Origin of the sequence: Pseudomonas sp. R45(2017), assembly GCF_002112305.1 — a bacterium.
In the GTDB taxonomy this organism is placed as follows: Bacteria; Pseudomonadota; Gammaproteobacteria; order Pseudomonadales; family Pseudomonadaceae; genus Aquipseudomonas; species Aquipseudomonas paraglycinae.
The window spans coordinates 595,942-614,244 of sequence record NZ_NEHH01000003.1 but is presented as its reverse complement, the minus strand read 5'-3'; the positions used below and the strand labels follow the sequence as shown (position 1 = coordinate 614,244).

The 18,303-nt window shown below is 60.7% G+C and carries 6 protein-coding genes; 5 read left to right on the top strand and 1 reads right to left on the bottom strand.

The window, feature by feature from the left end; all coding sequences use genetic code 11:
* The first annotated feature begins 3 nt into the window (after positions 1 to 3).
* From CAF74_RS10025 to CAF74_RS10005, 5 genes are read left to right on the top strand one after another with little or no spacing between them, the layout of a single operon-like run.
* A complete protein-coding gene (locus CAF74_RS10025; RefSeq protein WP_007959332.1) occupies positions 4 to 948 on the top strand; it encodes a DUF58 domain-containing protein in 945 nt (314 codons plus the stop codon).
* On the top strand, positions 945 to 1,442 hold the full coding sequence (locus CAF74_RS10020; protein WP_085746250.1) for a DUF4381 domain-containing protein: 498 nt from the start codon (positions 945 to 947) through the stop codon (positions 1,440 to 1,442). The genes CAF74_RS10025 and CAF74_RS10020 overlap by 4 nt, the downstream gene beginning before the upstream one ends.
* Positions 1,435 to 2,514, top strand: coding sequence for a VWA domain-containing protein (locus CAF74_RS10015; RefSeq protein ID WP_085746249.1), 1,080 nt, complete (start codon positions 1,435 to 1,437; stop codon positions 2,512 to 2,514). Before CAF74_RS10020 ends, CAF74_RS10015 begins: the two co-directional genes overlap by 8 nt.
* Entirely contained in the window at positions 2,511 to 4,247 is a 1,737-nt protein-coding gene (locus CAF74_RS10010; protein ID WP_085746248.1) for a tetratricopeptide repeat protein, read from the top strand. The genes CAF74_RS10015 and CAF74_RS10010 overlap by 4 nt, the downstream gene beginning before the upstream one ends.
* A complete protein-coding gene (locus CAF74_RS10005) occupies positions 4,244 to 5,884 on the top strand; it encodes a BatD family protein (protein WP_085746247.1) in 1,641 nt (546 codons plus the stop codon). Before CAF74_RS10010 ends, CAF74_RS10005 begins: the two co-directional genes overlap by 4 nt.
* Positions 5,885 to 6,266: 382 nt before the next feature.
* Here CAF74_RS10005 and CAF74_RS09995 read toward each other — a convergent pair whose 3' ends face one another.
* Entirely contained in the window at positions 6,267 to 17,957 is an 11,691-nt protein-coding gene (locus tag CAF74_RS09995) for a filamentous hemagglutinin N-terminal domain-containing protein (protein ID WP_085746245.1), read from the bottom strand.
* Positions 17,958 to 18,303 lie beyond the last annotated feature (346 nt).

Here is an 18,303-nt window from a genome sequence, read left to right as displayed (position 1 = left end):
CCGATGAACGCCTCCCTGCCGTCCGAACCGGGCATCCGCATCAGCCTCGCCGAGCTGATCGAGATGCGTCACCGCGTGCGCGAAGTGCAGCTGTTTTCGACGCCGAGCCAGCGCAGCCCGCTGATCGGCCTGCACCACTCGAAATTCCGTGGTCGTGGTGTGGATTTCGATCAGGTGCGGGTCTATCAGGCCGGCGACGACGTGCGCACCATCGACTGGCGCGTCACCGCGCGGACTCAGGAACCGCACACCAAACTGTTCCATGAAGAACGCGAACGGCCGATTTTCATCATGGTCGAGCAAAGCACGCGGCTGTTCTTTGGCTCCGGGCTGATGTTCAAGTCGGTGCTCGCGGCGCAGGCTGCGGCGCTGATCGGCTGGGCCGCGCTGGGTCATAACGACCGGGTTGGCGGACTGGTGTTCGGCGACAACGAGCATTACGAAATCAAACCGCGCCGCAGCAAGCAGAGCCTGTTGCAACTGCTCAACCGCTTGGTGAAGGTCAATCAGTCGCTGCACAGCGAGCGGGAGCCGGATCGCGATGCGTTTGGCGTGGCGTTGCGCCGGGCCCGCGAAGTGCTGCGACCGGGCAGTCTGGTGATCGTGATCTGCGACGAGCGCGCACTGTCCGACAGCGCCGAGCAGCAATTGAGCCTGTTGTCGCGCCATTGCGATCTGTTGATGCTGCCGCTGTCCGATCCGCTGGATCACGCCCTGCCCGCCGCCGGCCTGCTGAGATTCGCCGAACGTGGCGCGCAGCTGGAACTCGACACCCTCAATTTCGATCTGCGCCAGACCTACCGCGCCCAGGCCGAAGCGCGGATCGCTCGCTGGGAATTGCTCGCGCAGAAGCTGCGAGTGCTGTTGATGCCACTGAGCACCCAGAGCGAAATGGTTGAGCAGATGCGCGAGTTCCTGAACCCGCAACGTCCGGGGAAAGGTCGATGAACGGCCTCGAACAACTGCAACCACTGATCTCCCCGCCACCGATTGCCTTCTGGCCGCCGGCGCCGGGCTGGTGGCTGCTGCTTTTACTGTTGCCGGTAATCGGTTTCGTGATCTGGCGGCTGCGACGTTTCATTCCGATCAAGAAAAAACCGGTCGTGCGCGCCGAACTGCCGCTCGATCCGGTGCGTATCGCCGCACTCGCCGAACTGGCGCAGATGCCCAAACCCTACGACGGCGCCCCGGCCGGGGCCTGGCTGCAGCAGCTCAACGGCCTGCTCAAGCGCCTGTGCCGCAACCACTATCCCTACAGCCAGAGCCATACCCTCAACGGCCGCAAATGGCTGGCGTTTCTCGACAACCGTTGCCCCGCCGCCGGCTTGACCCGCTGGATGGTGCTCGTCGAAGGCGCCTACAAACCCGAGTGCAAGCTCGACGACAAAGCCATCGCCGGCCTGACCCAGGCAGTCGACACCTGGATCCGCAAACATGTTTGAGTTCGCCTGGCCGTGGATCTTTCTGCTGTTGCCGCTGCCGTGGCTGATGCGCCTCGTGCTGCCGGTGGCCGACAGTGGCGAGCCGGCGTTGAAAGTGAGTTTCCTGGGCGACCTGGAAGGCCTCGCTCGCCGCCGCGCCCGGGCCAATCTGCCAGCGTGGCGCCAGCAAGCGCCATTCATGTTGCTGTGGCTGATGCTGCTGATCGCCGCCGCCCGCCCGCAATGGCTCGGCGAACCGCTGCCGATTGCCGCCAGCGGTCGTGATCTGCTGGTGGCGGTGGACGTGTCCGGCTCGATGGATTTCCCGGACATGCAATGGAACGACGAAGACGTCAGTCGCCTGTCGCTGGTCCAGCATTTGCTCGGTGATTTTCTCGAAAGCCGCGATGGCGACCGCGTCGGTCTGATCCTGTTTGGCAGCCAGGCTTATCTGCAAGCACCACTGACGTTTGACCGTCGCACCGTTCGGGTCTGGCTCGATGAAGCGCGGATCGGCATCGCCGGCAAGAACACCGCGATTGGCGACGCCATCGGCCTGGCCCTGAAGCGCCTGCGCATGCGTCCAGCCCAGAGCCGGGTGCTGATTCTGGTCACCGACGGCGCCAACAATGGCGGCGAAATCGACCCGCTGACCGCCGCCAAACTGGCCGCCAGCGAAGGCGTGAAAATCTATCCGATCGGTATCGGCGCCGATCCCGAAGAAAGCGGCGCCACGGCGTTGCTCGGCGGCAACCCGACCCTCGATCTCGACGAACCGGCGCTCAAGTCCATCGCCGAGGTCACCGGCGGCCAATACTTCCGCGCCCGCGACGGCCAGCAACTGCAAGCGATCAAGGACACCCTCGACCAGCTCGAACCGGTGACTCAGCAACCGACCCAGGCCCGCCCGGCACAGGCGTTGTATCAGTGGCCGCTGGCATTCGCGCTGCTGCTGAGCATTCTGCTGGTGGCCCGCGTGTTGTGGCCGGACAACCCGCTGCAACGGCTGTTCACCAAGGAGCTGTATCTGCAAAGCCCCCTGCCTGACTGGCGCGAGCGCCTCAAGCGTTTGCGTTTGCGGAGGCGCCGATGATCGCTCTCTGGCCGCACTGGTTCCGTCCCTGGTGGCTGTTGCTGCTGCCGGCGCTCGGCTGGCTGATCTGGCAGCTCTGGCACCGACAGAAACGCGCCGGTCGCTGGCAGATGATTCTGCCGCCGGCCTTTCACGCCACGCTGCTCAGTGGCGGCAGCGGTCGCGACAGCAAACTGCCGTGGGTCGCCCTGAGCGTGGCCTGGCTGCTGACGATTCTGGCGTTGCTCGGGCCGAGCTGGGAACGGGTCGAACAGACCAGCCAGAAACCCGCCGACCCGTTGGTGGTGGTGCTGGAACTGACCCCGGAAATGCTTGCCACCGATTCGCCGCCAACGCGACTGGAACAGGCCCGGCGCAAGCTGTTCGACCTGCTGAAAGTGCGCAGCGATGCCCAGACCGCCATCGTCGTTTACGCCGGCAGCGCCCATACGCTGGTGCCGCTGTCGGATGACCTGGCGACCAGTCGCAACCTGCTCGACGCGCTCAAGCCCTCGCTGATGCCGGAAAGCGGCCATCGCGCCGATCTGGCGGTTGGCAAGGCGCTGGCGCTGCTCAAGCAGGGTGCGCTGGGTCAGGGGCGGATTCTACTGATTGGCTCTTCGCTGTCGGAAGAAGAACGCCAAGGTATTCGCAATGCACTAAGCGGCCAATCGGCGCAGTTGTTGATGCTCGGTGTCGGCACCGCCGAGGGCGCGCCGATTGCTCAGGAGGACGGGAGTTTCCTCAAGGATGAACAAGGCGCGATCCGGGTGCCGCAACTTGACAGCCCGGGCCTCGGCGCATTCCTCAACGCGGTCGGCGGCGAGTACCGCAGCGCGCGGCTGGATGAGTCCGATCTGGGCGACCTCGGCCTGCTCGACGGCCCACGCGGCCTGCGCAATGATGGCCAGACCGTTCGCCTCGACACCTGGGCCGATCAGGGTTACTGGCTGCTGTTGCCGCTGTTGTTGCTCGCCGCGTGCGCCGGGCGGCGTGGCTGGTTGTTCTGCCTGCCGTTGCTGCTGGCATTGCCGCAACCGAGCTATGCCTTCGACTTCGAAGACCTGTGGCTGCGTCCCGATCAACAAGGCTTGCATCTGCTCAAACAGAAGCGCCCGGCCGAAGCGGCGAAGCATTTCGAAGATCCGCAATGGCAAGGGGTGGCGTTGTACGAGGCCGGCGACTACAGTGGCGCCGCTCAGCGTTTCGCCGAGGGCAATGACGCCCACGCCCACTACAATCGTGGCAACGCCCTGGCCAGAAGCGGCGAGCTGGAAGCAGCGCTGGACGCCTACGAACAGGCTCTGGAACGCCAGCCGGATTTGCGTCCGGCGTTGACCAACAAGGCGCTGGTGGAAAACCTGCTGAAACAGAAAAACGCCCCGCCGCCGGCCGAACCGCAAGACAAACCGACGCAGCCAAACCTACCGGGCGATGAACCACCGCCAGCGACCGCTCCGCCGCCAGCGGTCAAAAGCGAAACCCAGAGCGAGCCGCAAACCGGTGAGTCCGCCAGCGAACCGCCGCCGACTACCCCGCCGCAGCCGGGTGCCAACGAGCTGCCGGACAGCGAACCGGGCAAGGAACAGAACACTGCGCCGCTGCTGCGCCCCAATGAGGACAACCTCGAAGGCGAGCAACAGCAGGCGCTGGAACAATGGCTGGGCAAGATCCCGGATGATCCGGGCGAACTGCTGCGACGCAAATTCTGGTACGAACAGCAACAACATCAGGATCAGGAAAACATTCGATGACCCGTTTCACCGCTCTCTTGCTGCCCCTGCTGATCTGCACGGCCACCGCCCAGGCGGCCGAGCTGACGGCCAGTGTGGATCGCAGTCGCCTGAACTCCGGCGAGACGGTTGAACTTACCCTCGAATCCAACGATGTCACGCAGTTCGGCAAACCGGACCTGAGCCCGCTGGAGCCACTGTTCGAAGTACGCGGCACACGTCAGGTCAACCAGTTGAACACGCTCAACGGTGACAACCGCGCCACCACTCGCTGGATCATCACCCTGTTGCCCAAGCAGAACGGCAGCGTTGAAATTCCGCCGCTGAAACTGGGCGACGTCGAGAGCCAGCCGATCACCGTGCAGGTGATCGAGAGTGACAACCGCGAAGAGAACAATGCCCGCGAACCGGTGTTCATCGAAGCCAGCCTCGACCAGACCAGCGTCTATGTGCAGGCCCAGGCCATCCTGACGTTGCGCATCTACCATTCGGTGTCGCTGTACGACGACAGCAGCCTGACGCCGTTGCAGATCGCCGACGCGCGCATCGAGCAACTGGGCGACATGCGCACCTACGAAAAAGACATCAACGGTGTGCGCCATGGCGTGATCGAGATGCGCTATGCGATCTATCCGCAGCACAGCGGCTTGCTGAGCATCGCCCCGCAGACTTTCAGCGCCACACTCGTCGACACCCAGCCCTCGCAGGACGCCACGGCGCAGGGGCCGAAGCCGGGCAAACTGATGCGCGTCAGCTCCACCGCCACCTCGCTGACGGTCAAACCGAAACCGATGACGTACCCCAGCGACGCACCGTGGCTGCCGGCCCGCAGCCTGAGCCTGAGCGAAAGCTGGAACCCGGAGCCGGAACACACCCAGGTCGGCGACTCCCTGACCCGCAGCCTGACCCTCAAGGTCGAAGGCCTGGCCAGCTCGCAACTGCCCGCCCTGCCCGCCACCGAAGCCAACGGCTTGCGCCGCTACCCGGATCAACCGGTGCTGAACAACCAGAGCAGCGACCGCGGCCTCATTGGCAGCCGCGAAGAACGCGAAGCACTGGTGCCGAGCCGCAGCGGCGCGATCGAGTTGCCAACGGTGGACGTGGTCTGGTGGAACACCTTCGAAGATCACCTGGAACACACCAGCCTGCCGGCGCGCACCCTGCAAGTGGCGAACAACCCAAGCCTGCAAGTCGACACCCCGGCGGGCAACGCGCAACCGCTCAGCGCCGCCGACAGCGAAGCCTTGTGGTGGTGGAAACTCAGCACGTTCGTTCTCGCCTGCACCACCCTGCTCGGCTTCGGCCTCTGGTGGCGTGCCCGCTGGCAGCCGGCAATCCTGCGCGCCGCGCAAACCGGCCCGAGCCCCCGCACCCTGCTCGACGACATCAAACGCGCCAGCCAGGCCAACGACCCCCACGCCACCCGCCAGGCCCTCGACGCCTGGGCCCGCCAGCAGCCGGAAACCCTGGCGGACATGGCGGCGCGGTTTGTGCCGCTGTCGGATGCGCTCGATGGTTTGAACGGAGCGCTGTACAGCGAGACCGGGCAGCACTGGCAGGGTGAGGATTTGTGGCGGGCGATCCGTACGATTCCAACGGCGGAGCGGGTGCAGGATCCGGTTGGGGACAGTGGGTTGCCGCCGCTTTATCCGAAGTAGCTCAGTAAAAAATAAAAAAGGGGCGGATTTATTAATCAAATAAATCCGCCCCTTTTTCTGCTTGTGCTTTGCTGCTCTCAAGAAGTGGTCAGATTTATTTACAACAGTAAGCAATAAATAAATCCGTCCTTCCTTTCCACCTCGCACCTTTCACCCATCAGCAAAGTCTTTCACACGAGCCAGGTTCTTGTAAATCCATCGCGCCGACAGAACCAATGCCAATGGAATCCCGACACACTTGAATACCAACCTGAAATCAGGCTCGAAAAAAACATATAGCGCCGCCATCAACAGTGAAACCACTACAAGAGAAAGCAGCAAAGACACCATGAACACAAACCAGACGACACACAACAAAACGACCGATCTGGCGAATATATTTCTACTTGCCACTATTTAGTTCCTTATAAAAGTCAGACGCCTTTCCAGTCACACCATACAGATACATACCCAGAGCGCTCCCGAAAGGCAAAGTCTTACCAAAAACAGGCACGACGAAATTATTATCAAATTTTTCCACTGTCACACCGAATAGCGACTTGGTGTTCTTTAGTCCGTCCGACGATATTCTCAAAGGTACTTTTACGAACCCCGACCCTGCACTGAAGAACAGATCCGCACCGCTGTATGCAGCAGATCCATACTCACCTCCAAAGTATGAAAATGCGTCCTTTACAGGATTATATCGGAAGGGCTCATCACCAAAGATGTGGTTATAAAAACCGCTACTGCCTTCTACAGCGTTACCTGCTCCAATCGTCGCCATAGGCCCTCCAAAGGCGCAACCTGCAACAGTGGCGCACAGACTGAAACCCGATACCACGGTTCCCACCCCGAGACCCGCCTGAAGAGCATCGGCTCCCAGAGGAAAGGCATCACGCGTTGCAAAATCCGAGACTGAATCAAAATAAGTATAGTCAAACAAACCCCTGTCACGCTGAGCATCAGCCCAGGTCAACTCATTGCTGAGCCCGGCCATATCAGCCTCCGTGAGGTAATTTGCACGATACTCGGCACTCCCCCTTTCATACTGGGCCCAGCACCGGATCATGTAGCAAGTCGCTTTATCGAGGTTTTCCTTTTTGAAGTCGCCCTTACTGGCCTCTTCTTCCTTGGCATGCTCTTCCTCCTCATGCCCTTGACGATTGAACGCCGTTGCGTATTTGGCAATGTCCGCCCCAAGCTGTACATCACCTCCGACGGCAGTCGCCGCCAGAATACCGGTCAATTGAGAAGCCATTAGTTCAAGTTGCTTGTCGCCCTTGGTCATTCCATCAAGAATTCCACTCAACGCTTCATTGGCGCCTGCTGCTGCCGCACCCGTTTTGAAATCTCCCCCAGTGATTTGAGCCAGCAACCCTCCCATCAGTGTATGGGCCAGTACTTTTTCGAAACTGCCTGTTGGATATTTCACGTAATCGCCGACAAAGTTGAACCCGGTTGCCATGGCGACGTTATTGGCTTGCGATGCAATCGCTGTCATCAGGTTTTGACCAAGGCTACCGCCATTGATGAGGGTGCTTACTCCGGCCTGTGTCGCGCTTTGGGCCAAAGAATACTTGATGTAGTCACCAATGCCGCTCAACTTTCCGAGATCGAATCCTTTCGTGATTCCTGCTGTGGGATTGGTCGATGCACCAAACGCCTCATCCAGATACCCGGAAGTGATGCCCGCTGTCAGGGCGGATGTAGCGTAGCCCTTCAGACTCTGGGTACTGGTGACATCTTTTACGACCGCGCCCAGATTGCCTTTATTGTTGATGGCGCTCACCGTCGCCGAGCCGGCCATCGAGGTCATTACGCTGGTTGCCATAACGTTCCCCCAGCCCGCTGCCATGGTCGCCGATCCCGCAGCCATTGCCGAGCCCGAGCCAGCTGTCGCACCCGCCATTGTGCCCGCCAGACCACTTGCCGCTCCGGCGGTCAATACGGTCATGACGATAATGATTGCCAGCATCGCGCCCTGACCCAGGCTCGAATTGCTGTATTTGAACGATTCGTGGGTTTCCTTGATCAGTTGCCAGTCCACGTCACCCCGTTGCTCGGCATCCTTGAGCCACGCAAGTTTCGGATCCGCCTTGACCATCGCATCAATGGCTTCGCTTACGGTTTGCTGGTTGACCTGTCTGACATCGATTTTCAGCCCGTCAACCGCATGGATTGCCAGCTTTCCTGCGGCCGTCATCTGGGTCTGTTTCAACGTCTCATCGGTGCTGCCTTTACCCGACATGGACGTCCAGGCCTGACTGGAACTGCTCTTCTCGTGGCTTTCCTGATGCAGATCCTTCACACCTTCGAACGTGACTGAGCCGCCACTGTTGATCGTGAGATCGCCACCACTTTGCAGATTCGCAGCCTGGTAACGCTGATCCCCACCGCTTGCCAAAACCATGTTGGAGCCAGACGTGATTTCACTACCGATATGAGTGACCTGAGTCACCTCATCGCGCTTGGTTTGTTTGGACCCGAATGAGCCTTTCTTCTTCTTGTCATACAACGAGTAGTCAGTGTCCTGCGCGGCAAGAATGTCCAGTCGGTCTCCGGCAACCAAGTACGCCTCGTCACCGGCGCTGATGCGACTGGAGATCACCGCCATGTCATCACCTGCACTCATTGCAACACTGCCACCAGCCTTGATATCGCTCATGACCTGGCTGACGTGATCTTCCTGCTTTGTAAGTTTCTTGCTCTTCGACAGGGAGTGCTCCTCATCTGCGGCCGAACTGATCGTCAAGTCACCGGTCGCGGCCATCGCGACATTGCGTTCAGCGTCAATCTTGCTGGCAACGACTGTTATGTCGCGGCCGGAGCGCATGGATACATCGCGACCCGAGTCCAGTTCCGAACCCAACTGAGTGACATTGCTGCTGTTGTGCCGACTGTCGTAATAGACGCTGTTCGCCACCTGCGCTGACGTCACGTTGATGTCGCGAGCTGCGTTGAACGTCATGTCCCGGCCACTCTGCATGACTGCGCCTTTAACATTGATGTCCTGGCCTGCCATTACCGTCAGATCATTGGCCGCTTCAATTCTTGCTGCGCTGTCGGCGAAGTCATGACTTTGAGAGGCGAGGCGGGTGTTATTGGTCTGGGTCGTAATGGTTCGCTCGTTAAGTACGTCTCCACGAATCGCTGTCACGTTTACATCCCGCCCGGTGATGATGCCGCCGGATTTGTTGACGACATCATTGCCCGCCAGAACATCCAGGCGATTTCCCGCCTCAATCACTCCGCTGTTGACAACGTCGTTACCGGCGATAGCCATCAAATCATTCGTCGCCTTCAACGTCCCGACGTTATCCAGATTCCCGCCGGCAATCAGCGTCACGTCCTTACCGGAAATCAACGCACCGGTCGGGCCGAGACGGCCGTTGGCCTGGGCCAGGTACAGCACCGGCACCAGCACTTTTTCACCGTTCACTTCGTGCTCTTCGAGCCAGACGATATCGTGGGTCAGCGCCGCCACCTGTTCGGCAGTGAGGCCCACGCCCATCGACAGGTTGAGGGCGTCCTTGCTGGCGATGGCGTTGTCCATCAGGTAGCGGAACATGTCCTCGTTGTTGCTTCGGCCATCGATGAAGGCCTGGCCGGTGCGCGCGGTCACGGCTTGCTGCACCAGACGCTGCTCGAAGAGTCCGTCACCGAGACGCTTGGCGCTCTGGTCCGGGTCGTAACCGAGTTTGCCGAGCAGGTAGTCCGAACTCATGAAGGACTTGAGATCGGTCAGCGCCGGGTTGGTTTCGATCAGGTATTTGTGGCCGTTCGCCGGGGCCTTGGTGTCTGGCAGGCCCGTCACGCGGGTGACCGGGCGACTGTCGATCGACTCCCGGGCGTCATTGCCACGTCCGCCCCTGCCGGGACCGGCCGGATTCACCGGAACGTTCACATCCAGCGTGCTGGCGACCGCTTTGACCATGGTCGGGTCGCGTCGAAAGGTATCGACGGCGCGCGTGCTGTCAGAGACCGGTGCAGGAGCATCGACCAGCAAATTGCGCGGACCGCCGCTGGTGCCTGCGACCAGATGCTGCTCGGCCTTGACCGACTCGCCGGTCATTGTCCAGGTGGGCGATGGACCTGTAGCGACTACAGGAGAAAGGTCACTGCCCCCCTGGGTGCTCAGACGGAAAAGACCTTTGTCGCCTACCGGCAAGGAGAAGCCCGGCAAGGTCAGTGGATTGACCTGCTGCTGGGCCAGCTCCGGTGGCAACTGGCTGTTGATCCTGATGACCGCTATGCCGGTGTTGCCAACCCGAGTGTCTGCGACTTTGTTGGTACCGCCAGTAGCGCCGTAATCCTGGTGGATGACGCTGTTCTCCACGTCCTTGACGGCGGTGATCGAAACGTTGCCACCGGCCTGAATGACAGCATTGCGGCTTGTACCTGTGCTCGCTGCACCTGTGCTGTCAACAGCGACTTCAGTGACGGACTCAGGTTTGTACTGAGTCAACTGAGCGGGCAGTTCGACCAGATTATTCTTGTCATAAAGAGATGGCGTTGTGGATTCAAAGCCATAGTTCAAACCAGGCAGTGCGATGTTATAGCCACGTAACGCACTGACCGTTGCGCCTGTCTCACTGTCCTTGAGACCCACCACGTTGTACCACTCGCCGTCCCGGTTCCCTTCTCTGACACGACCGGATGTCGGAATGGCTTTACGGATAGCACCCGCCGGATCGATGTAATACACATACGGGAAATCAGGATTGTTGCGCTGGTTGTAAGGCATTACGACGCTTTCGAAAAACCGTGGAGTATCGCCCGCTCCCATGGTCAGGACGTAAGTGCTTGTACGTTCGATGGTGCCGCTCTTGGCACCAATGTTTTTGAGGCTGTCGGCCGTGATGCTGATATTGCCGCCGGCAGCCACGGTGCTTTTGCTGTTAAGAAAAGTCCCGCCCTGGAAAACGAAGTCCTTGCCTACATTCAATACGGCAGAGGCGCTGGTATCAGTGTCAGTACTTTGATAAAGCTCATGAGCCGAAAGCGTGAAAACGAATGTCCCGCCGCGGCAGTCGTTGCAAATATTGGCAATGTAGCCAGAGACCAGTTTGCGGTCACCCGACATCACTGGGCCTTCGGAGCGGTTTTCGAAGACATCGGCATTCATCGTGAACGCGCCACCGCTCTCCATGGAACCGGAGATGTTGTAGACGCCTGCCGCCCTCGCTGCACCGCCGTAACCACCGACAACAACATTACCCAGACCGTAGAAATCACCATGCTGGTTGGTCAGATTGCCAACACTGAGCGTCATGTCCTTGCCGCTGAAGATCAACCCGCGGTCATTGAGCAATGAAGGGGTGTTGATGTTCAGGTTCTGCGCCGCACCCAACGTGCCGTAGTTGGCGACACTGCCGGCGTTCACGGTCAGATCTTCACTGGAGGTGATGCGGCCCGAGTTGACGAGCGATCCACCGGTACTGATCGTCGACGATCCGCCAGCGGCGATGCTGCCGGCACCACCTATGTTGACTTGCGCTGCACTCAGGTTGAGACCACGCTGACTCGACATCCGCCCATTGCCGCCATAGGCACCGGTCAGTTGCATATCGATCAGGCCATCACTGGCGAGCAGGCCGTCGTTGGTCCAGTTGCCCCCACGTATCTGCAGAAGATCGGAGGCCAGCAGCTTGCCGCTGGCGCTCTGGCTGAACTGGCGGACGTTCACGTTCAATCGCCCGGCCTGAATCACGCTGGAGTTGTTCCAGGTGTCGGCCGTCAGATCCAGTAGGCCACCGGTGGTAATGCTGCCGCCGGCGCCGATCACGTTGGCCGTGGAGAGATCGAATCGGCCACGGCCGACGTGGTTGAGCTGCCCGCCACCGTTGAGGAAGCTGCCGACGGCCAGGGTCATGTCGGTGTTCGCGGTTTCCAGCACGCCATTGCGGTTATCCAGCAGGCCGCCAATCTGGAACTCGGTCTTGCCAGAGGTGCCCAGCGAACGCAGTCGGCCATTCTGGTTATTGACGCTGGCCGCTTTGACGGTCATTTGGCTGTTGCTTTCAATGACACCCGCGCCGTTGTTCAGCGCACCACTCAAGCCAAAGTCGATGCGCTCGGCGGCGATCTGCCCGGCAACGTTGTCCAGGCTCGAGCCGCTTACGCCAACCAGCCCTTTGGCGTAGATCACGCCGTTGCGGTTATCGAATGCAGCGGTGGTGATATTCGCATCGGAGCCTTGCGCCGAGATGCGCCCGCCATTGTTGTCCAGACCGGCCAGTGCCGACAGTTTCAGGCCCTGAGCCTGAATGACGCCGCCCTGGCGATTGTTGTTCAGGTCGAAGCCATTGCGCAGGACACCGACGGTACGCGCCTCAAGCGCGCCCTTGATGCTGGACAGAATCCCGCCGCGGTTGTCGATGCTGGCCGCACCGACCGTCACGTCGCCTTCCTGAGCGATGATTTTTCCGCTCTGGTTATCGAGATCGCCGGTGATGTCGAGCGTCAGGCCGGTCTGGCTCTGGATCGAACCTTTGCCGTTGGCCAGGCTTGCCGCCTTGAGTTGCAGGCTGCCGGTCTGGCTGTAGATCAAGCCGTCGGCATCGTTACGCACGGCGGCGCTGGCGGTAATCTGCAAGTCATCATTGGCCGCAATGGTGCCTTTGCTGCCGTTGTCCAGCGAGCCGGTCAGCAGTTGCAGCGAGCCTTGGCTGGCGAGCTGGCCGTTGCGGTTGCTCAGATCGCTGACGCCTTTGATCACGACCGGACCGGTGCCCGCCAGTTTGCCGGCGTTGTTGTTCAACAGTCCCGACAGGTTCAGGTTGATCGCGCCGTTGGCCGCGAGTTTGCCCCCGCTGTTATCCAGGCTCGAAGCGTTGGCAGTGAGCGCCTGGAGCGCGTTGATAGAACCACCGACGTTGGTCAGTGCAGTGCTGGTGATGTCCAGTGCGGCGCCACTGTCGATCAGGCCGCCCTGATTGTTGTTGAGTGAGCCTTTGAGCGTGAGGGTCTGCCCTGCCGCACTGCTGAGGATGCCTTTGTCGCTGTTGTCGAGGCTGCCGGCATTGACGGTCAGACTGCCTTGCGAAACCAGAGCGCCGTTACCGCTGTTGAGCAGAGCGCCCTTGAGATCGACCGACACATCGCCGTTGCGGCTTGAGAGCGTGCCGTTGGCGCGGTTGTCCAGACTGTCGCCACTGACGCTCAACTGCTGCCAGCCCGAGAGCAAGCCGTTCTGGTTGGTCAGGGTCGTACCGCTGAGCTTCAGTTTCTCGCCGCTGATGATCTTGCCGGCATTGTTGTTCAACGCCCGGGCAATGACGTCGAAACCCAGGCTGCTGGAAATCTCGCCGCCCTGGTTGTTCAGGTCGCGCAAGCGCTTGAGGGTCAACGGCCCCTTGGCCGTCAACAAACCATTGGTGTTGTCGACGTCGCCATTGGCCAGATCCACTGTAACGGCCTTGTCGCCCAGCAAGCGCCCGCCGTTCTGGGTCAGAGAGGTCAAGGTCAGGTCGATGTCGCCACCGGCAGAGACTTCACCGCCATTGCTGGAGTCCAGCGCTGTCGCCGTCAGCGACAGACTGCCCTGGCTGTTGATCAAGCCTTTGTCGCGGTTGTTCAGGGCCATGGCATTGAGCGTGACGCTGCCGATGCCCTGCAAAACACCGCTCTGGTTGTTCAGGTCGGCGCTGCGAATACGCAGCGCTTGCGCCGCACTCACCAGGCCGTCGCTGTCGTTGCGCAGCAGGCCATCGACAGTCAGGTCAAGATCACCGCGGCTGACCAGACTGCCGCCACTGCTGTTCAGACTGCCGGCACGGGCATCGATCGATGCTGCACCGATCATGCCTTTGACGTTGTCCAGTGCCTGGGCGATGCGCAGCGTCAGGCTCTGGGTGCTCAGCAATTTGCCATTGCCGTTGTCCAGATTTTGCGCCGCCACGGTAAAGGCTTCACCGCTGGAAATTTCTCCGCCCTGGTTGTTCACGCCATTGAGCTGCTTGAGCAGCAACGTACCGGGGGCATTGATCAAGCCATTCTGGTTATTAAGCTGGCCATTGTTCATGTCCAGGCTCAGGCGAGTGTTGCTGAACAGCTTGCCGCCCTGCTGCTCGAGCCCGGTGACCGATGCCGTCAGAGCGCCCAGGCTGCCAATCTGCCCGCCATCGCGGTTGGTGACCTTTCCCGCGACAAGGTTCAGGGTGTCGGCGCTGCTGAGCTTGCCGGTGCTGTTGTCGAAGTCGCCTGTGGAGACGCGGGCCGCGCCCTTGGCGCTGAGTGTGCCTGCCTGACGGTTGTCGAGGCGGGTGCTGTCGAGCACCATCGCCCCATCGGTGACCATCGCACCGCCCTGGTTATCAACGCTGCCGCGACTCTCGATTGTCAGGTCCGCAGCGCTGGAAAGGCTGCCCTTGATGTTGGTCAGTTGCGCGGTTTTGACCGTCAGGGCGCTTTCGCTGCTGACCTTGCCCTGGCTGTTATCGAATGCACCGCCCAGCGTCAGAGCCATGGCCTGCTGACTGAGCAGCTCGCCACCACTGTTGTCCAGTGAATCGCCGTGCAGGTCGAACGAAGTGCCGGCACTGATCAGGCCCTTGTTGCGGTTGATCAGTTGCTCAACGGTCAGCGTCAACGATTGGCCGGTGAAGATCTTGCCGGCGTCACTGTTGTCGAGTTTTTTGCCAATCACCTGCAGGTCGCTGTTGGTGCTGATTTCACCGCCGCGGTTATCCAAGTCGTCGACGTTCAAGGTCATCGCCTTGGTCGAGCCGAGCAGTCCGCCCTGACGGTTGTCGAGCAGGTCGGCATCGAGTTTGAGGACGCCGGTGGCGATCAACTGGCCGTTCTGGTTATCGAGCTTTTTCGCCTGCACGGTGGCGTCCGACTTGCCGGCGATGCTGCCGCCACGGTTGTCCAGCGTCTGCGCCGTCAGTTCGAGTTTGCCGTCGGCAATCACCGTACCAAGCTGGTTATCCAGGGTGTTGTCGGTCGTCAGCGTCAGTGGGCCACGGCTGCTGATCAAGCCTTCATTGTTGTCGAGGCTGCCGCTGTGACTGTCCAGCGATGCGCCGGAAATAACGCCTTTGGCGTTGTTCAGCGCCTGCGCAATGCGTACGGTCAAGCCTTGCTGACTCAGCAGTTTACCGTTGCTGTTGTCCAGGTCATGGGCGGTCAGTGCGAAGGCTTGCTGGCTGGAGATTTCACCGCCCTGGTTGTTTACCCCATTGAGTTGCTTGAGCAGCAATTCGCCGGGCGCATTGATCAAACCGTTCTGGTTGTTCAACTGGCCGTTGTTCAAATCAAGACTCAGGCTGGTCTTGCTGAACAGTTCACCGCCCTGCTGATCGAGGCCGGTGACCGACATGGTCATGGCTTGCTGACTGGCGATGCGGCCTGCAGCGTTGTTCACCTGCCCCGCCGTGAAGTCCAGCGTTCCACCGCTGATCAGGCGCCCGCCCTGACTGTTGTCGACATCGCCGCTGTCGATCCGGCTGTTGTCCTTGCCGGAGATCAGACCTTTCTGGCTATTGTCGAGACTGGCGCTCTTGAGTTTCAGAGTGCTGTCGGTGCTGATGGAGCCACCCTGATTGAGCAGCGCGCCAAGACTGGTCAACGCCAGGGCGCCGGCGCTGGTCAGGTTGCCGGCATTGTTATCGACACGGCCGGCATTGATGGTCAACGTGCCTTCGCTGCTGATGAGCCCCTGGCCGTTGAGCAGTGCATCGTCCAGTGTGATGACCAGGCCCTTCAAGCTATCGAACGAGCCACCGGTGTTATCCAGCGTGCTGCCGGTCAGTTTCGTCGCACCACTGGCGACGATCATGCCTTTGCTCTGGTTGATCAACCGGGCAACCGCCAGTTCCAGATCGCTGGCTGCGAGAACCTTGCCACCGTCGCTGTTGTCCAGCCGCTGGCCCTTGATGTTGAGCAACAGGCTGCCAGATAGCTCGCCCGCCCGGTTATCGATGTCATCGACCGCGAGAGTCAGCGCTTTTTTTGTGCCGATCAGCCCGCCGTTACGGTTGTCGAGTGTGGTGCCGGTCAGGCTCAGGTTGCCCTGTGCGACCAGTGCGCCGCCCTGCTGTTGCAGCAGGCCTATGGTCGCGGTCAAGTCGCCCTGGCTGGAGATCCGCCCTTTGGCGTTCTGCACCTCGCCAGCCTTGATACCCACCGGGCCGACAGCACTGACCAGGCCACTGCTGTTGTCCAGGCGCGTGCCTGCGTATGTGATGCCAGCCTTGCCGATGATCAGACCGTTGTCGCGGTTATCCAGTCGATCGACGTTCAGCGTCAGTTGCCCGTCGCCTTGCAGCGCGCCGCCACGGTTGTCTGCCGAATCACTGCGCAGTGCCAGCGTTCCTTTGCCGATGACTTTGCCGTCACGGTTGTCGAGATGACCGGCCTGCGCGTCAATGGCGCCCTTGGCAGTGATTTCGCCCTTGTTGCGGTTGTCGAGCAGACCGCTGACCCGCACCACAAGACCGCCATCGCTGACCACGACCCCGGCGTCGCGGTTATCGAGACTACCGGCCTTGAGATCGAGAGCAACGCCGGAACCGAGCATGCCGTCGCGATTGTCCAGCGCGGCACTGAGATCAATGTTAAGCCCCAGATCACCCAGGATTTGGCCGCCGAGGTTGTTGACGGAGGTTCCGCTGAGTCGAGTGATACCGGAACTCGAAACCTGGCCGTTGCTGTTGTTCAACTGACCGATCGTGGCCGTCAGGTTACCCTTTGCGTCGATCAAACCTTGGCTGTTGAGCACTTGACTGGCGGTCACGTTCAGCGCGCCTTTGCTCAGCACACGCCCGTCATTCTGGTTGTCCAGTGTCCCTGCAACGATGCTTGCGATCTGCGCAGCGCTCAGCGTGCCGCCCTGGTTACTCAGCACCTGCGCGGCATTCACCGCCAGATTGCGGCTGGCCACCAGGCTCTTGCCACGGTTGTCGATGTTTTGCGCACTCAGGCTCAGATCACCATTGGCATTGCGACTGCCGTCAGCATTGACCCCGGCTTCAATGGCCCCGGCGTTGGTCAACTGACCGCCCGCACTGAGGCTGATGCTATCCCGCGCCGCGAGAGTCTGTCGGTTGGTCAGATCGCCCTGGGTCTGCACGTTCAGCGAAGTGCCGGCGTAGACCGCCGAGCGGGTCTCCAGGCTGGCGGCCTTGACGTTGACCGCGCCGGTGGCCGAGGTCTCGGCCAGGCTCAACTGGCCGTTGGCGTCGAGCTGGATGTCACCGCCGCTGGCGATCAGTTTGCCGTCGAGTTTCACCCCGACCCCGGCTTCGGTGCCGACCAGTTTGATCGCACCGGCGTACATGCCGCCCAGCGCCGAAGAGTCGATGGCCAGTTGCGGTTTGGCGCTGCCGTCGTCAGCGCGGGCGGTGGCGTTGAGGTTGTCGGCGTTGACGTCGTTGCGCCCGGCGACGATGGTCAGGTTTTTCGCCTGGATCTCGGCGTTGATCTTCGCGCTGCGGGTGATGATTTCGAAGCGGTCGACATTGGTTGCGTTAAGCCCGGCGCCTTCGATGGCGACGCTGCCCTGATCGACCTGGAAACGATCCAGCCGACCGCTGCCATCCAGCACCGGTTTGCCGGTGGTAAGGGTGACGCGTGGTGTGTTGATGAAACCGCAACCGTTGCAACTGATGCCGTACGGGTTGGCGACGATCACCCGCGCCGACTGCCCCGCCACTTCGGTGTAACCGCGCAACTGGCTCGAGCTGCCACCGATGACTTCGTTGAGGATCGCCTGTGCCGAACCACTGTTTTTCAGGTGCGGGTTATCAATGATGTAGCCGCCCAATTGAGTGGACGAAGCCTGGTTGGAACCGTTGTTGAGGATGACGCCCTGCGCGCTGACGTTGTAGTCATGAAACTGGTTGTGCGACAGACCCGCCCCGTTGGGCGTGGCGATGTTGATGATCTGCACGCCGTTGCCGGCGCGGTCGAGCGTAGTGCCAGGGTTGGCCACCACAATGCCGTCGGCCTGTGCCCACATCGGTTGCCAGAACATGACGTTGGCCAGCAAAAACGCCAGTCCTCGCTTGGGCATACCGCAGAACTGATCACGGCTTTTTACGGCGGCAGATGGCAGGCGAGCGAGAAAGGAGAACTGACGAACGTCCATGTAAGGGTCTCAATGCACAGGCAGGATGGGCGATTTGAAGGCAGGCGCGACGATCCCGACGGGGTTGCGGATGGCGCCCGTCAGAGCAAAATCGGATAGGGAGAAAGTTGCGCAAGGCGATCAAGCGTTGCCCGGACGATCACGGCAAAAGCCATGAACGCCTGTTCGTTCCCTCGTAGCGGCACACTGATATCAAATTAATGGCGCGATATTAGATGGCCACTATTTTGGCGTCAATTATTGGATGCGACGACCCGGCGTTGCCGACGAACGGTCATCATGCCGTCAAATACCCTTCAACTGACGTCCCCGGGCAGGGTCAGCGCCTCCTGGCGCAATAATCTGT

Bases quoted from the DNA above. Each gene is read 5' to 3' on its own strand.
- CAF74_RS10025 (WP_007959332.1), top strand. From the start codon at position 4: ATGAACGCCTCCCTGCCGTCCGAACCGGGCATCCGCATCAGCCTCGCC.
- CAF74_RS10010 (WP_085746248.1), top strand. From the start codon at position 2,511: ATGATCGCTCTCTGGCCGCACTGGTTCCGTCCCTGGTGGCTGTTGCTG.
- CAF74_RS09995 (WP_085746245.1), bottom strand. From the start codon at position 17,957: ATGGACGTTCGTCAGTTCTCCTTTCTCGCTCGCCTGCCATCTGCCGCC.
- CAF74_RS10005 (WP_085746247.1), top strand. From the start codon at position 4,244: ATGACCCGTTTCACCGCTCTCTTGCTGCCCCTGCTGATCTGCACGGCC.
- CAF74_RS10015 (WP_085746249.1), top strand. From the start codon at position 1,435: ATGTTTGAGTTCGCCTGGCCGTGGATCTTTCTGCTGTTGCCGCTGCCG.
- CAF74_RS10020 (WP_085746250.1), top strand. From the start codon at position 945: ATGAACGGCCTCGAACAACTGCAACCACTGATCTCCCCGCCACCGATT.